General features: G+C 51.7%; 15 protein-coding genes. 5 read left to right on the top strand and 10 right to left on the bottom strand.

Going from position 1 to position 16,615, the window contains the following annotated elements; all coding sequences use genetic code 11:
• Positions 1-57: 57 nt before the first annotated feature.
• Positions 58-954 carry an IS3 family transposase gene (locus ACEPST_RS09000; RefSeq protein ID WP_395390462.1) on the bottom strand — a complete coding sequence of 299 codons (897 nt, stop codon included), beginning with the start codon at positions 952-954 and terminating at the stop codon, positions 58-60.
• Between the two features lie 210 nt (positions 955-1,164).
• Here ACEPST_RS09000 and ACEPST_RS08995 point away from each other — a divergent pair, with 210 nt between their 5' ends.
• Positions 1,165-2,244 (top strand): IS30 family transposase, encoded by a 1,080-nt coding sequence (locus ACEPST_RS08995; protein ID WP_395390477.1) that lies wholly within the window; start codon positions 1,165-1,167, stop codon positions 2,242-2,244.
• Here ACEPST_RS08995 and ACEPST_RS08990 read toward each other — a convergent pair.
• From ACEPST_RS08990 to ACEPST_RS08980, 3 genes are all read right to left on the bottom strand, one after another.
• The gene (locus ACEPST_RS08990) at positions 2,217-2,822 is read right to left on the bottom strand and encodes a transposase (RefSeq protein ID WP_395425067.1); all 606 of its coding nucleotides are present in this window, start codon (positions 2,820-2,822) and stop codon (positions 2,217-2,219) included. The genes ACEPST_RS08995 and ACEPST_RS08990 overlap by 28 nt on opposite strands.
• A gap of 140 nt (positions 2,823-2,962) precedes the next feature.
• Positions 2,963-3,166, bottom strand: coding sequence for a hypothetical protein (locus ACEPST_RS08985; RefSeq protein ID WP_203637778.1), 204 nt, complete (start codon positions 3,164-3,166; stop codon positions 2,963-2,965).
• A 974-nt stretch (positions 3,167-4,140) separates the two neighbouring features.
• Complete coding sequence (locus tag ACEPST_RS08980; RefSeq protein ID WP_395425066.1) at positions 4,141-4,371, bottom strand: HPr family phosphocarrier protein; 231 nt, start codon at positions 4,369-4,371, stop codon at positions 4,141-4,143.
• Between the two features lie 242 nt (positions 4,372-4,613).
• On the opposite strand from ACEPST_RS08980, the gene ACEPST_RS08975 reads away from it, so the two are divergent.
• The 3 genes from ACEPST_RS08975 to ACEPST_RS08965 are packed head-to-tail and all read left to right on the top strand — an operon-like array spanning position 4,614 to position 8,577.
• The gene (locus ACEPST_RS08975; RefSeq protein WP_204121853.1) at positions 4,614-6,977 is read left to right on the top strand and encodes an ATP-dependent DNA helicase; all 2,364 of its coding nucleotides are present in this window, start codon (positions 4,614-4,616) and stop codon (positions 6,975-6,977) included.
• Positions 6,974-7,666 (top strand): hypothetical protein, encoded by a 693-nt coding sequence (locus ACEPST_RS08970; RefSeq protein ID WP_203643082.1) that lies wholly within the window; start codon positions 6,974-6,976, stop codon positions 7,664-7,666. Before ACEPST_RS08975 ends, ACEPST_RS08970 begins: the two co-directional genes overlap by 4 nt.
• On the top strand, positions 7,663-8,577 hold the full coding sequence (locus ACEPST_RS08965) for a sce7725 family protein (protein WP_204121852.1): 915 nt from the start codon (positions 7,663-7,665) through the stop codon (positions 8,575-8,577). Before ACEPST_RS08970 ends, ACEPST_RS08965 begins: the two co-directional genes overlap by 4 nt.
• A 675-nt stretch (positions 8,578-9,252) precedes the next feature.
• Here the strand turns inward: ACEPST_RS08965 and ACEPST_RS08960 are convergent.
• Positions 9,253-10,299, bottom strand: coding sequence for a lactonase family protein (locus tag ACEPST_RS08960; protein WP_204121851.1), 1,047 nt, complete (start codon positions 10,297-10,299; stop codon positions 9,253-9,255).
• A 278-nt stretch (positions 10,300-10,577) separates the two neighbouring features.
• Between ACEPST_RS08960 and ACEPST_RS08955 the strand changes: the two genes are divergently transcribed.
• Complete coding sequence (locus ACEPST_RS08955; protein WP_204121850.1) at positions 10,578-11,027, top strand: GNAT family N-acetyltransferase; 450 nt, start codon at positions 10,578-10,580, stop codon at positions 11,025-11,027.
• Positions 11,028-11,077: 50 nt separating this feature from the next.
• On the opposite strand, the gene ACEPST_RS08950 is transcribed toward ACEPST_RS08955, so the two are convergent.
• From ACEPST_RS08950 to ACEPST_RS08930, 5 genes are all read right to left on the bottom strand, one after another.
• A complete protein-coding gene (locus ACEPST_RS08950; RefSeq protein ID WP_239064537.1) occupies positions 11,078-11,875 on the bottom strand; it encodes a hypothetical protein in 798 nt (265 codons plus the stop codon).
• Positions 11,876-12,144: 269 nt separating this feature from the next.
• Positions 12,145-12,432, bottom strand: a complete 288-nt coding sequence (locus tag ACEPST_RS08945) for a hypothetical protein (RefSeq protein ID WP_204121849.1) — start codon at positions 12,430-12,432, stop codon at positions 12,145-12,147.
• A 270-nt stretch (positions 12,433-12,702) separates the two neighbouring features.
• On the bottom strand, positions 12,703-14,280 hold the full coding sequence (locus ACEPST_RS08940; protein WP_204121857.1) for an APC family permease: 1,578 nt from the start codon (positions 14,278-14,280) through the stop codon (positions 12,703-12,705).
• 555 nt (positions 14,281-14,835) lie between these two features.
• Positions 14,836-15,543 carry a VIT1/CCC1 transporter family protein gene (locus ACEPST_RS08935; RefSeq protein ID WP_203637786.1) on the bottom strand — a complete coding sequence of 236 codons (708 nt, stop codon included), beginning with the start codon at positions 15,541-15,543 and terminating at the stop codon, positions 14,836-14,838.
• Between the two features lie 28 nt (positions 15,544-15,571).
• Positions 15,572-16,258: a VIT1/CCC1 transporter family protein gene (locus ACEPST_RS08930; RefSeq protein ID WP_204121847.1), complete on the bottom strand. Its 687-nt coding sequence runs from the start codon at positions 16,256-16,258 to the stop codon at positions 15,572-15,574.
• Positions 16,259-16,615 lie beyond the last annotated feature (357 nt).

Raw genomic sequence — 16,615 nt, 5'->3', positions numbered from 1 at the left:
AATGTACTAGTCCCTGTCAAGTTGACGGATGAAATACTATAATTTTTGTAGATGTGTTTAAGCGGCTTCACCGCGGTACTCAACCGCGGTGGAGCCGTTTCTTTGTGCTGTACGGTCAATATAGTTGAAGTAGTGAATACCTTCCTCAATAAGCTTAATTAGCTCCTCCTTGGTTTTAGGCATTGGGTGGCTGTCTAGCCAGTTTAACTTGAATTCATTCCACCAACGTTCCATTGGGGCATTGTCATAAGGCGTTCCCGGTCGGGACATGCTCCGAACGACTTTGTGTTCGGTCATTAGATTATTAAAATCTTTGGAAGTGTAAGCCGAACCACGATCGGTATGAACCATTGGATGAACTTCTCCAGCTTTGCTAAAGGCTCGCTCAAAGACTTCAACCATTGCGTCACTGGTCTCAGTAACACTCAGATTGTAGGATAAAAGATATCTGCCATATAGATCTAGTACACCACACAAACGAGCCTTGTACTCGCCATTGATACCGTAACGAACTTCGGTGGCGTCCGACAACCACACTTCATTTGGATTATCTGCCATATTAAACCGTTGATTTAATACGTTGTCTCGTATTTCTTGTTCGGCTTGTTTTACTCGATGGTGTTTCTTCAGTCTGCTTTGACACTTGAGATGCAGGAGAGTCATAATCCGCTTAACGCGCTTAAGCGAGACGTAAAAATCAAGATCTGAATCATGATCTAGATAAATCTTCAATTTTCCTGCGCCGATTCTCTGACGATGTGCATTGAAGTACATGAGTATCTTTTGCTTAAGCTGCGCTTCTTGTTGCTCCCAAGGGGTTTCTTCACGATGAAGCCATTGATTAAATGCTTGGCGAGATAGACCCACTTTGCGAAGAATAATGGTTTGGGCGCCATGAATCTGTGGACTGAGTTCCTGGATTGTCTGGAATATTAATTTATGTTGGGCGTTCACTCCTTGTTCTGTAGTTCCCGGATTTTTTTTGCGAAGAGCTCCATTACCTCCTGTTCTTTGAGCTGGGCCTTTAGTTGACGATTCTCTAGTTTTAAACGTTGCCCGATTTAAAATTGAAGTGCAACACCCCTTAAGACATTGAGGGTAAACAAATAGGCCATGGAGACCTATACTTTTAAGCGACCAAACCAAAAAGAAAGAGGTATCTCCATGACCCAGTCAAATCATACCACTACCATTACTTACCAACAACTCTCTGCCGAAGAGCGTGGCCAAATTGAAGCGTTCTTGAAGGACCACCAATCTGTTCGCCAAATTGCTCGTAATCTTCATCGAAATCCCAGTACTATCTCACGCGAAATCAAGCGTGGCACGGTTCGCCAGCTTAACTCCGACTATCTGCCATACTATCAATATTTTGCTGAAGCAGGACAGGCTGTCTATGAAAAAGACCGCCTTAAATGTCATTCTAAGGGCTTGCTAAAGCGTTGCTGGCTCTTCTTCAAGCTATTAGTCGAAGCGCTTAAAACGAAGATTAGAGTCGATAGTGTCGATAGCTTCGTCCACCGATTCCATCAGCTTTACCCTGACAAGCCTTGCCCATCGACACCTACTGTTTATCGATACATTGATTTAGGCTATCTGAATCTGTGTAACGCTGATTTACCAGTCAAACTACGTCGTCGAGTAAAGAGCACTCGTCGAGCTCGCTCCCGAAAGAATAAGAAGATATTGGGCAGCTCAATCGATGAGCGCCCAGCTATCGTCGACCAACGTATCTTGGTGGGCGACTGGGAAGGAGATCTAGTTAAGGGCAAGCGGGTTACTAGCGAACCCGCACTGATGACATTGACCGAGCGTGTCAGTCGTTTTGAAATCATCGTTAAGATTCCTGACTACCACGCTGACACTTGCCGCCAGGCACTTCAAGGGGTCATTACGGCCTATGGTCCTAAGAACTTCCAGTCAATCACATTTGACAATGGCAGTGAGTTTGCCGAGCTAGATCAGGTCCAAGGAACCAAAGTTTACTTCGCTCATCCTTATACGCCCTCTGAACGAGGGTCTAATGAGAATCTCAACGGTCTCATCCGTGAGTACATTCCGAAGGGCATCTCTCTCAAGAACTTTGATCTACCAACGATCCAAGCCATTCAAAACGCACTTAACCATCGATTACGTAAATCCCTGGGCTATGCTAGCGCCGCCCAGGTCTTCAAAACACAGGTCTTCAAGAACATGCATCCTGTTATGCTTACGCCTTACTGTCCTGTGTTGCACTTGATTTGACAATTGGGGAGTTTTAAACGTTCAACTTCAGTCATTTCTTCAACTGGTTTAGTACGTCCACGGCCATCCTTTAATGCTGTGTACCCACCATCTTTGGACTTGAGAACCCAGGCTCTTACCTGTTGGTAAGAGACGTTGAAGTGTTCGGATGCCTGGGAGTACGAATGCTTTCCAGCTGTGACATACTCCACAATTTTAATTCGTTCTTCGAATGTTGTTTTACGACTCATAATGCGGACCTGCCTTCTTGACGGGGTAGCCATCAATGATTTATTGGTCCCATTATACTGGAATTTCTTAATCCAGTCGCGAAGTTGCTTGTCGCTTCTCAATCCAAAACGATTGCTGATTTCAACTAAACTACCTTTACCATTTAGATAGGCTTCCACGGCTTGCTGCTTGGTCTTTGCACTATAACGTGTCCAGATATGGCGTTCTTCTAGGCCGTCGAGGCCATCACGCTTGTAAAGTTCTCGCCACAAACGAATAGTAGAGCCATAAATACCATATTGCTCAAGGTATTTGCTTCTGTTCAACTTGGTCTGTGATAGACCAGTCAAAATATCCAGTTTCTCCATAGCTGTAAATCTTGTCCTAGGCATAGAAAAATCCCCTTAAAGTTAACAGATGAATTATAGTTTTTCATCTGTCAACCTTAAGGGGACTATAGCAAAAACACCCCACGAAAAAAATTCGTGAGGTGTTTTTATTTTGCTTTCTACTTCCACTGCCAGAGGTCAGCCTTCATGTTGGTCGCAATGATTTTGGCCAGTAGATCAACAAACTGATCGGGCATGTAGGCGGTCGTATCCAGTGTCGTTGCTTGGTCATTGACCTTGGTGATGGTCAGTCCTTGATGCTCAAGAGTTAGCCCGTACTTGGGGGCAATCTGGCAGAGCCGTTCGACTTGTTCTTCGTTCACGGGAGGTCCTCCTTGTCTAGTGTCTTTAAGACGAGCTTAGCCAATCCCCCCAGCCACGTCAAGTCTCTTCGGCTGGTCTTTGTTGTCGCCTCCGGGCTGGTAAAAACTGGTGCACGTCTGTCGTTCCCGGCGGTGGGCTCAAACTGCCCTGCTGTGGGGAACGGCTCCAGCCTAAGAAGCGGTCTGGGGCCTCGCCTTGAAACCTCGCTGAAGTCCGCGAGTTTCCAAGGTCGTCCCGTGCTCTAGGCTGGAAGGCTCTCAGCCAAGACCACCGACACAGCTGGTCAGTTTGGCCCACCTCTGGTCACTGATACTAGCAGCCATTTTTACCATCCCTGTGACTGACACCAGCCCAGCCCCAACTTGACCGCCTGTGGCCGGCCCTTGTCGTTTGTCCTCTTAACTATCTTCCACCTCGATTGCTAATAACAAATAAACCCCATGGCTACCGAATAAGCCATGGGGCAAAAAAGTTTAATTTTAAATACCAATCATTGTCAGCTACCAGGCATAGAAATGAACTCGCCAATGTAAGTGACCAGAGGCGAGCCAAGAGTCCCAGCCGTGTCGATGGTCTTAACTGAGTGAACTTTCTCAGTTTAGACCATGGGACGCCCTTTGAGACTGGTGCCTTTCCAGACTTAAAGGCGAGCTGGAAGACCGCCTCTCAGGCTGGAAGCGGCCCCACAGCAGGGACTCTTGAGCCCGCCGTCGGGAACAAATCTGACAACTGTCGCGAAGCAATTGGCAACACAACTGGTTCTCACAACCACCGTGTAAGTCGTGAGGGCGGCGAAAATAACTTCAGCCGTGGGAATGCCCTTAGTAGCATTCTTGGCTGCTTAGGGCATTGGCGTCTTTGAGACGTGCCCTACGGCTCAAAGCGAGGGCGAAGACCGCTCTTTGGCTTCGGCCGTCCGCCCCAGCGTTCCATGTTATTTTCGCCGCCCGGTAAGGCACTGACAACGATCAGCTTAATAACAATACTTGTCTTTGGCTAATTGCTGATGAATGGCGGCGGCTAATTGGGCCTCGTCTGGACCATCCGTCACCACCTGCACAAAGTCACCCCCATGTTTTGAAAGCTCCGCGACCTCCTGGGCTCGTTTGGGATTCAGGTCCGTGTTGCGCACCCGAATCGTGGCCGTTCCTGTGTAACGCTGACAAATTTTCTGGAGCGCGACACTTTCGTCAGTTGCAGGCATTTCTTGGTATAATGGGAATCCGATTGTTTTCATCTGTAATCACCTCTGAATTAATTGTAAGCGATTACATTAGCTTTGCCAATACCTTTTACCAATTTTCACAAAGTCACTGACCGAACCCTTCTTACAGCCGCTGCTCTAGAAAAAATCACATGGCGTTTTGGTCCATGACTTTCCGAACACGCGTTCAAACCCGGGGCAAAGTGTGGTATGATATTGCCAGAAATGGAGGCGATGGCGGCATGACCACCAAACTTGGCGTCCGGGAATTAGTGGAGTTCACGCTCCGTACCGGCGACCTCAGTGCCACTTCCGGCAGCCAGAACACGGCCTTACTGGGCGCACAGATCCACCGTCGTCTACAGAAACAACGCGGTGAAAATTATCAAAAGGAATACTACCTCGATAAAGAATTGACCCTAAACGGCGACGGCTACCTGCTTCACGGCCGGGCCGACGGGGTTACCCTGACTGAAGACGCCGCCAGCATCGAGGAAATCAAGACGTCTGAAACCGTCTTTGATCAGCTGAGCGACAACACCCTAACCCTCTACTGGGCCCAGGTAAAAATTTATGCCTACCTTTTAATGGAAAAAGAATCTGATTTAGATCAGGTCACGTTGACCCTGACCTACTTTCAGACCAACACGGAAACGACGACCCAAACGGACCAAATCATCACGCGTGAAGAGGCCGCAGCCTTCTTTGAACAGGTCATCACGGAATACATTACCTGGCTCAAATTCCGTTCGGACCTGCGTGAGCGGCGGGACCCCACCATTCAGTCGCTGACCTTCCCATTTGGCCAGTATCGGCCGGGCCAACGCGAACTCGCCGTGGCCGTCTACAAGACCATTCTCACCAGCAAACGCCTCTTCGCGGAGGCCCCAACTGGGACCGGGAAGACCATCTCCACGCTGTTTCCCACCATCAAGGCGATTGGCGAGGGCGTGATTCAACGCATCTTCTACCTCACCGCCAAGCAGAGCACGCGGCGGGTGGCCGAGGAAGCCGTCGACCTGATGGCCAGTCAGGGACTGAAGCTCAAGAGCATCACCCTGACGGCCAAGGATAAGATCAAATTTCCAGAGGAAGCCGACCTTCAGCCCGACGAGAACCCTTATATGCTGGGCTATTACGACCGGTTAAAGCCGGCCTTGCTGGACCTCATTCAACACAATGATCAGCTCACCCGCCCGGTCATCGAAGGATATGCGCGCAAACACACGCTGGACCCGTTTGAATTTCAGCTGGACGCGAGCCTCTTTTGTGATATCATCATCGGCGATTATAACTACCTCTTCGACCCACAAGTCCACCTCCAACGCTTCTTTGCGACTGAGGACCCCGATAACTTTTTCCTGATCGACGAAGCCCACAACCTGGTCAGTCGGTCCCGCGATATGTACTCGGCGGAAATCAATAGCCAGCCGCTGGACCGCTTGATTGAAACCAGTCGGGACCTGGCACAAGCCACGCCCAAGCTACGACGCCGGCTCCAAGACCTGCGCGCCACCTTCAGTGACATTGCGCAACCGTTGATTGACGACGGTCAGACCGACAGCACCTTTTTGATGCCGCCGGAAAATTTTGACCACGACCTCAGCCGCTTGGTAGAAGCCATTCACGACTGGTTGGTCGACCAGCCACAGACGCCCTTCACCCAGGCCATCCTCGACTACTACTTCGCCGCCATCAGCTACCAACGCATCGGCGAGTACTACGACGACACCTACCGCATGCGCCTTGAGCTGGATAACGGCAACATCATGCTCAAGGAGTTGTGCCTGGACCCCAGCGCCTTTCTCGCCGACAGCCTCGCACTGGGCCACGGTGCCGTGCTCTTCTCGGCCACCCTGTCGCCCATGGACTACTACCAAAACGTGTTGGGCGGCGACCAGGACAGTCTGGCGTATCAGCTCGACTCCCCGTTTGAACCCGCGCACCAAGAGATTCTGGTCACGACCTACATTCAAACGACTTACAAACAGCGCAATGCCAATCTGGCCAACATCTTACTGGCGATTAAAAATTTGATTGACGGCAAGACCGGCAACTACCTGATTTTTTTGCCTTCCTATAGTTATCTGCTCGACGTCAGCCAGGCCTTTCATCTGGCCTACCCGCACGTCAAAACCGTCTGCCAGGAGTCCCAAATGGCCGAGGCCAACCGGACGGCCTTCCTCGCCAGTTTCACGGCAAATCCCAGTGAAACGCTAGTCGGCTTTGCCCTGCTCGGTGGCATTTTCTCCGAAGGCATCGACTTGAAGGCCGACCGTTTGATTGGCGTCGGCATCGTTAGCGTGGGCCTGCCCGGACTTAACCCGGAGACCAACCTGTTGCGCGACTACTTTGACGAGCGTTCCCATCGTGGCTTTGCCTACGCCTACCAGCTGCCCGGCCTGAACAACGTGTTCCAGGCGGCCGGTCGTCTGATTCGTGGGTCGAAGGACGTGGGGATTATTTTACTGATGGATCAACGGTTCGCCAGCCCCCGCTACACCAATCTGTACCCACGGCACTGGCAACATTTCCGCCGAATTTATCGGCCCGAACAACTCAGTCCCGCGATTGAAAATTTCTGGCATCAGGAGGTGCCCCAATGAAAACCAAACTCACTTTAGAAATGGAAGCGACCCTCTACGCGTACTGCCGAGAAGCCGGCGCGTTTGCGGTCGAAGAGGTCACCATGCCCGACGACGCTGGGATTGTGGACACCCTGAGCTACCAGGAAATGCCCGACAAATCCATCGAGTGGCGCTGCTACGAGCTGAAGGTCACCAAGAGTGATTTTCACTCGAAGGCCAAGCTCTCCTTCGTCGGCCACTACAACTACTTCGTCCTACCGCTCAAGCTCTACCAAACGGTTCAAGACGAGATTCCACCCCGCATTGGCGTCCTGATTTACCGGCCCTTCGATGCGGAAATGCTGGCGACCGCGACCGAAGCGCCTAGCACCCCAGGGTACCTGACCGTTGCCCGGCCACCCCGCCATCAGGACCTGCAAGTGCCTGCCTCGGAGCTCACGACCCGCTTCATCGCCTCGCAAGCACGGGAGGTCGGCAAGGCCAAACAGATGGCGACCGGTCTCAAGCAGTATTCTACCGACCGGCTCTATCAGGAATTGAAGAAACGCCATCAACACTATGATATCTACGATCCGGACGCCAACTTCTATGATCAGTTCATCGAGGACACCCAATCGACGGCGGTCACGGCCCTTCAAAGTGAAATCGATGCGCTGAACCTGGAACGCCACGACCTCCAACAACAGTTAAAGGAGCAGCGGCCATGATTTATTTTCCTTATTTTCGGGGGCGACAGTACGACCTTTTGGCCCTGAAAAACATTGCCCAACAACACATTCTGCCACCTAACATTATTCCGATTATCGAACCCGTCCGGGACATCCGGGCCCTGCCCCAAACCGTGGCCGCCTTCGTCGAACACGACCAACCACTAGTGGTGATTGCCAATCCAACCGTCAGCGACTATGCCTTGACCCAACAAAAGCTCCACGACTGGCGGCCCTACGCGGACAATCCGCAATTGATTGTCGGCCACATTCTGACGCCCACTATCATCCCCGCTAGTCTCCAGCCAGCCGCGGAACACCGGACGTTGTTGGTCGGTCGCCAATACGATGAACTGGTTGCCGCCCAACATGCTGGCTGGCTCAACGACCCGAGTTACCTGCTAGTGCCACCCGAAGCGCGGATTCGCCAGCTCATCACCCGGCCCACCGTCAGTCTTTTTGACCACGCCTGGCTACCAGAGCACGAGCGCAGTTATGCCGATATCACCGACGGCTTCTTCAGTGACGACTGGGTGCTCGCCACCCGCGACGGCTATCACGGCGTCAGTGACTACACGATTGGTGGCGCGCACTACAGCGAGCACGGCTATCCAGCTCGTGCCGTCACCCTGCACCTCACCTACTTTCGCGGCGACCAGCTCCGCATCCACCGCTTCGTTTCCGATGACCGCGAAGACTTCCGCCATCCCAAGGAGAAGTTTTTCCAGGCCGTCGCGAAACTAGCCGCCTGGTTGCCAGACCACCCGGATGTCCAAACACCGGCGGCTCTGGCCCTGGCGGACTGCCATACGTCGCAACATTTCCCCGGACTGGGCGTGGTGAAGCGGCTCAGCCTGGAGCACCATCTACAGACGATGGCCGCTTACTTTAAAGCACATTATCCAGAATGAGGTTTTGTGCATGTCCTTCGTTCTCGGCGGCGGATTCAACCTGATCTGCTGTGGGGAACGGTTCCGGCCTGTGGAGCGGTCCTCCACCTCGCCTTGAAACCTCGCTAAAGTTCGCGAGGTTCCCAGGTCGTCCCGTGCTCTAAACTGAGAAAATCACTCAGTTAAGACCACCGACACAGCTGTCCAGGTTGATCCGCCTCTGGTCACTCCACTGGTCGCTTCATTCTTGATTTGCGAAATCAGGCCAGATTACGAACAGTTAACATCTCCTTATGCTAGCGAAAATTTCTCACAACAAATCACATCCTTACCACGACGCTAGTTTGCGTGGGACAACTGCTGTTAGCCGCAGGACTGGTGAAAATTAGCCACGCTGCGCAATGTCAGTGACCAGAGGCGGGCCAAAGTGACCAGCTGTGTCGATGGACTAAGTAGCGTAATTTTCCGCTACTTAGTCCACGGGTCAACCTTTGAGACCGCCTTTCAGGCTCAAAGTTGAGGTGGAAGCCCGTCCTTCGGCTGGAACCGACCCCACAGCAGGGCGCTTTGAGCCCGCCGCCGGGAACGACCAGAACCGCGTCCCGGCTCAATTTTCACCAGTCCGGCGGCACAAAAATTTAGCCCATAAAAAATAGCGCCTGGGAAAAATTTCCCAAGCGCTATTCGTTTAGTTATTTAGAATTTAGCTGGTAAGACGCTGACACCTTCTGGGACCATGAAGTCCTTTTGGGCCAACGTTAACTTACCACTCTCGGCATCGCGACTGAATAACGAAGCGTTGTCGGAATTTTGGTTAACGACCAACAGTAAGCTTTGGTCTGACGTCCAGTTGAAGTCCCGTGGGAAGTCACCTTCCGTGGAAATCCGTTGAACCAACGCCAGCGTGCCATCATCAGCGGTGGCGAAGACGGCCAGGGAGTTGTTCCCCCGGTTTGAGACGTAAATGAACCGTCCGTCCTGGCTCATGCGAATGGCTGCGGCACCGTTGTGCGTGGTCCAGTCGGCTGGAATCGTGGAGATGATACTCTTCACAGCCAATTTGCCGGTGGCAGCGTCGTAGCTTAACGTGGCCACGTTGCTGCTTAATTCGCCAACGAGGTAAGCGACACCCTTTTTGTCATCGAAGACGATGTGCCGTGGGCCGTAGCCGGCTGGCATGTCGAGTTGACTGACGGGAGATAATTTGCCATCATCAGAAACGTCGTACACGTAAACCTTGTCGGACCCTAAGTCACAAACGACTAAGCGGTTATCCGGCGTCAGGTCAGCGAAATGCGGATGAGGACCGTCAGCTTGTTCGGGCGCTGGACCAACGGGATCTTGGTCAACGACTCTATCCGTTTCCTTCAACGTCCCGTCAGCGGCGATGGCGTAGACCGTCACAGCAGCCGTATGGTAATTGGCCGTGTAGACCAACTGCCGAGCTTCATCAACTGATACATAGGCTGGTGAGGCACCCAATTCCAAGACCTGTTGAATGGCCCGTGGCTTTTCTTCAGATACATCATAGATGATCAACCCACCGTGGGTCGTGCCATCCGTTTCTTTTTTGTTGATGACGTACAGGCGCTTAGCTGCAGCCTTTGCGATGTAAGTCGGGCTCCCAGCTGATGCTAACCATTCGCAGTCCATTAACTTAGGCGCTGCGGTGTCTACGGTTACCCGGTAAATCCCACGACTAATGCGCTTGGTATAAGTTCCAATGTAAAAATCTTCCGTCATGTGTGCTGCCCCTTTCAACTTGCCAATATCACTCTTAAGTATAGCACAGCTGGCAGACAAAGGCCGGTGAAGTCATTTTACCTTGGACCGTCACCCCGGTAGTTGCCAAATATCTCCGAAACTTAGTTGCAACCGCCCCCTGAGATTAGTATGATGTAATATAACCACTCGCTTAAAGAATAAGTCGTTTGACGGTCGGCTCACACTGACCAGAACCCCTTATCCCTAAGCCAATGCCCGTACCTACAGAATGACTGCCAAGAAAGGACTCACCGCACATGTCTAGTTTCGAAGGGTATCATCCCCTTTTGACACCGCAATTTCGTTTCGACTGGCTCACCCAATTCAAGTTAAAAAATGTGGCGGATCTCACCGCTAACGACCTGGGGGCCACTGCCGATTGGGTCAACGCCACCATGCACGACACCATGGACCGTTCCGCGCTCACCTGGGGCATCGAACGGCGCCGGACCCACAAACTCATTGCCTGGGGCGGTTTCAGTGACCTCGACCTGACCGCTCACACGGGTAAAATTGGCTTCAACGGCAAGCGCGTGCCCGTCAACGAACAACAGGAAATCGTTGACCGACTGGTTCATTTCGGCCACGAAGAACTCCAACTGACGGACATGACCCTGACCAGCGCCGGCAAGTTAGACGACGCCGTATTGACTGCCGCAGGTTTCGTGCAAACGGACGGCCAGTGGCGCTGGACGTTCCGCCGCTAAAAAAATAAGTGTAAACAAAAACCCATTTCTGCGCGAAATGGGCTTTTTTCTTATTTCGAGGCAAAAACTAATAATCCCGTGCCGCCAGTAGTACCGGTTGGCGTGCCAATCTTGCCGGCAATCTGCCACCGTTGTAGGTCCTTTTGCTGCTGGGCAGTCAACTGTCCATCCACCGCCTGCTTGACCGCGGCCGCATTGGTCGGGTCACTCACATGGAACCGCACCAGGTAAAGGGCACTGTAGCTGGCATTATTGGCGGTCAACAGCTGATCAAAGTCATCTTCGGCGCTAGTGATCTGCTCCGTTAAAATGGGCTGATTATCCGCTGAGGTAAAGACCTGATTGACCACGGCCATCAGGTTACTATCGTAGGCCGCGTGCGGGAATAACTTCATCAAACTGATGTCGGCTGGTTGTAGCCCGGCCGTCTTGGTGGCCGTCGCCCAGTTCATCGTCGAAGTCGTTGCCGCTGCGGGCGTGCTGGCCGCGGATTTCAAGTAGCCGCGCCAGATCCACCCACCGTGCTGACCATCGGCGCTATTCACGTGATAGTAAATTAAGTATTTGCCGGTAGCCACGTCGTACAGCTTTTCATGGGCATTCGTATACCACGTCACATCCGGCAGACTGGTGTTGTACCCATACCAGGTGCCCAAATGCTTGGAGTACCGGCTACCTTTCACGGCGGTCAGCGCGTGCCGCTTCATGCTAGAACGCCAAACCAACCGAACGGACTTGGACCGGCTGGCCGAATACTGCGACTTAGCCGACGCCGTAACCGTCCCCAGGCCACCGACTAAACTGACACCGACACCTAACGCAATGATTCCCTTAACAAATTGTTTCATGTTCAAACCTCCCCGATTCTCCTTTTAGTTTAGGTGGGAAACGAGTTAAAGTCCACTGTGATTTTTCAATCGTTGCGCAAAATTAAGTAATCTCTGTAAGTAACGAGGTAGCACGGGGCTAGAAGCGGCCTCATAGACTTCCATCGTCAGCTATTGTCGCTGAGAGTGAGGACAAAATAATTCGATGAAATTTTCAACAATAAAAGAGCCCTGCCTATTGGCAAGACTCAGTTTAGTTATTCCTAAGTTTACGAGCTGAAGATTGAAAACTAAATACCTAAAGACTTGAAAAGGTCTTCTTTGTTGCAAGTAGTTGTTAATTTTGCAGTTCCATTAACAACATCATCAATTTCTTTTTGGATTTCAGGACGTACGTCAGACTGCGACCGCGTGAACGTAGATTGGTCACCCATTTGTTTCTGTTCTCTAGTAACAAATAACAATCCAGCAGAAGCTATTCGATTTCGATTCAGTGTTTTTAATACTCCGGATCCTTTTACAGCTTTAGCTTTCTGTGAGACATGTAATGCCATAATTGATTTCATTTTTGGCTTCATGAGTACTCCCTCTCACACAGATTCAGTCTAAACTCCCAGCAGGTCAATAGACATGCAAGTCACTGAGTTAAACCCATGTCAGCCGCAGGGCTGGTGAAAATGGGCTAAGCCGTGGGAGTTGCCTTAGCGGTTTACCGCTTAGGCAACTGCTATCTTTGAGACGTGGTTTTCGGCTCAAAGTAAGTTCGAAGACCGCTTCTCAGGCTTCGGACGCGCGCCCACAGCGTCACGGCCCATTTTCACCAGCCCGGAGGCAATGACAACGACTGTTTAATCCTCAGTGACGCGCTGGTTTAGTTCTTCGGCGATGGTGAACGACTCGCTGTAATAAGCGTCGTGCACACCCAGGTAGTAACACCCCAGGCTTCCCAACGCCACTACCACAAAGTCCAACGGATACGGCAACCAGCCAACACCGCCAAACTCATGGCTCCCAACCAACGACATAATTGTCAGCCAAATCATTTCGGCCAACAACCACCGACTCCCTTTGAGGCTCGCGCGTAACGCCCGCCAGCCAGCCGGTTGCCGGACTTCGTAATACACGTAGAATACCAGGCCCAGTGCAATCACGCCGAAGACCTCAATCGTCGTCGGCCACTTGGCCCAGTAGATCGCCAGACTGGCTAAAATGTAAGCCAGCGGTGCCCACCAATGCAGGCCTTGCAGGCGAAACGGCCGGACAAATTTCTTACCCTGATGCCGCAGCGCTGCCACCGTGACCGGTCCCGTCAGATAAGCAATCAACGTGGACGTGGAGATGACATTTGATAAGGCACTCCAATTCCGGAAGCCCGCGACCAGCACGACGCCCAGGAACATGTCGACAATCATTGCCCGCCGTGGCGTTTGGTATTTCCGGTTAATTTCACCCAGCCGTGTCGGCATGTGCTTGGTCCCCGTCATCGCGGCCAGCGCCCGACTCGTAGTGGCCACGAACGAGACCCCGGTCCCAAATGGCGAGACGAAGGCGTCCAGGTACAGCAACGTCGACAGCCAGCCCAGATTCAAGAGAATGGCCAGGTCGGCGAATGGTGACTGGAAGTTGACCCCCTGCCACCCGTGTGCCAGGTTGCCAGCGGGGACGGCGCCAATGAAGGCCACCTGCAGCATCGTGTAGATGACGGTGCTAATCCCAAAGGCAATCACGATACCCCAGAGAATATTGCGCTCCGGATGCTCGATTTCATTGCCCATATTAATGGTCGTTTGAAAGGCATTGTAGGAGAAAATAATTCCCGCGGCGGTCGTGGCCGAGAAGATCGACGCACTGCCACCCGGCATGAAGCCCGCTGTCTGGCTGAAATTGCGGGGATCAAACCCAGTCCAAATCAGCACGATAATCGTCAGCGTGGGAATCAGTAATTTAAAGATTGAAATGAAACTGGTAAAACGCGTCAGTAATTTAACTGACCAAAAGTTTAACAACGTAAAGGCTAGGATGAACAAAAAGACAATGACTAACCCTTCATTGGTGATATTGCCATTTTTCAAAAATCCCCGGGTCCAGTTGGCCCATGACCACGGCCAGGACGCCATATACTGCACCGCCGCCACGGCCTCAATCGGGATAATGGTTAAGAGCGACAACCAGTTCGCCCATCCGGCAACGAACCCCAGCAAGGGCCCGTGGGAGAAGGCCGCGTACTGGCTCATCCCCCCGCTGGTCGGAAACATGGTCCCCAACTCGATATAATTCAGGGCAATCAGGCCAATAACCACGGCCCCTAAAATCCATGATAAAACTGCGGCCGGACCGGCAATCTGGGCGGCCATCCCCGCGCCAAACAGCCAACCCGAGCCAATGATGGCACTCAGCGTTAACATGACTAGCGAAAACAAACTCATCTTGCGCTTCAAGCCAAATTCCTCACTTTCAAAAAATAATTACTCAAAACAGTGATAGGTAGCCGGTCGCACTGACCAACCCCCAAAACTACTTCTGATATGTTCGACTTATTTTACACTTGCTATCTGGCAATGCAATAAGAAAGTGCAAAGTCTTTGCTTAGAAGGCGCTGACCCATATCTCATGACAAAACCAAAACAGGCAGCAGACATATCTCCAAAGGATAGTCGCACTGCCTGTCGTTAGTTATAAGTAAAATAGCTTGTCTCATAAAGCATAGATAACTCTTGGTAATAATCTTCCCAGTCAGCCAGTGTCACACAATCGATCAGCCAACGGGTTAAACCCGTGTCAGCCGCAGGGTTGGTGAAAATGGGCTAAGCCGTGGGAGTTGCCTTAGCGGGTCTCCCGCTTAGGCAACTGCTATCTTTGAGACGTGAACTTCGGCTCAAAGTAAGTCCGAAGACCGCTTCTCAGGCTTCGGACGTGCGCCCACAGCGTCACGGCCCAGTTTTCACCAGCCCGGAGGCAATGGAACGGCAAGTTAAACCCGTTTAGAAGAATTGGCCGACGTAGTAGTGGATAAACATCGTGATGATCCCCACGATTAAATTCCGAATAATAGCCGTCTTAACCAGCCCATGCCCCAGCTTAGCGCTCAGGAACCCGGTCAACGTCACCGAAATCAGCACGGCCACGATGGTCGCGGGCCACTGCGTCGCGGCTGGGAAGAGCGTCATGGCTGCCAAGGGGAAGATACCCCCCAGACTAGCTGCAAATAATGAGGAGAACGCGGCATCCCACGGGTTCATGTAATGGCCCAGTTGGATGTCATCCTTCACGTTGACCACCGTCTTCAGCGCGTCCTTGGCCATGAGGTCTTGGGCAATCGCCAGCGACGTTTCCGCGGACACCCCGCGGTCTTCATAAAATTGTTGCACGGCCGCCTGCTGATCGTTGTAGTTTGATTTTAACAGTGCCGCTTCCTTGGCGACCGCAGCTTTTTCTGTATCCTTTTGCGTGCTGACCGAGGCGTATTCCCCGGACGCCATGGAAAACGCACACGCTAATAGATCCGACAGCCCGGCGATAAAAATAGTGAACTGGTTCGTCGTCGCTGCTGCCACACTGAACAATACCCCAACGACGGTTAGAATCCCATCGTTTGAGCCCAAGACGCCGGCCCGTAAGGTGTTTAATTTTTCATCCATGGTCAGCTGTTTCTTTTGCTTCTTCGTTTTCAATTCTTGATTCGCAACCATTGTGTGTAACCTCCCTTATGCCTGACGCTTACGCAAACAACCGGCCGATGCCGTACGTGACTAACATGGTTAAGATCCCCGCAATCACGTTTCGGGCGGTCCCATTACGCCGGTTGGCATTTCCCAAGACCGCCGCCACGTAGCCGGTAATTGACAACGCCACCACCACGGCCAGGAAGGTCCCGATGATCCGCCAATTTTTAGGTAACAAACTAATGGAAACTAACGGCAAGATTGAACCGGTCGGAAATGAAATCATCGAGGCAATCGCCGCGGAAAACGGATTGGTGTACTCCCCCACGTTAAAGCCAAACCGTTCCCGCACGGTCGTCTTCACGGGGTCATCTGCCATCATTTCCTTGGTCGCCTGTTCGGCTAAGTCTGGCTGAATGCCGCTGGCCAGGTATTTATCCCGGACAAATCCGTACTCACCCTCATAGTCTTCATCCAACGCCACCGTCTGCGTTTCAATCGCTTTGCGTTGCGCATCCTTTTGCGTGTTGACCGAGACGTACTCGCCCATGGCCATCGACACCGTCCCAGCAATCATACCGGCAATCCCGGAAATAAAGATGGCGTAACTGCTAGTCGCCGCGCCGGCCACCCCCACAACGATCCCGGCTACTGACAGGATGCCATCGTTGGCACCCATGACGCTCGCCCGTAACACGTTGATCCGTTGCGCCAAGGTTGCTGGCTTCTTTGCTTTCTTCATCGTATCCGCCCCCAGATAGTTTTTAACACTCATGTTTCATTTTAACACTAACAGAAATAAAAGTTTGGGATAACTAACACTTTCTGCTAGATTAGAATCGTTATTAACTGTAACCAAAATACATTGTACTCACCTAGCTAGGAAATGTAAACTTAAATTGGCCATTTTCTTAAAATAAATGCGATTGATTCTAAATAAGGCTTTTTACTGGAACTCCTGGCTAAATGTGGTTTAATAGAGTCAAACTAGATTGATTCCAAAAAAGGATTTACTGTTTCTATGGAAGATGGTTATAATGGTCAGGTCGAGTTTTTTTCGGGGTGGACACGCCCCCGACCTGCCTAACTGGCTCATCAT

The sequence above is a fragment of the Levilactobacillus sp. FUA 3915 genome (genome assembly GCF_044053135.1).
Classification (GTDB): Bacteria; Bacillota; Bacilli; order Lactobacillales; family Lactobacillaceae; genus Levilactobacillus; species Levilactobacillus lanxiensis.
The sequence above is the reverse complement of the archived record's forward strand: the minus strand, read 5'-3'. Positions and strand labels throughout refer to the sequence as shown.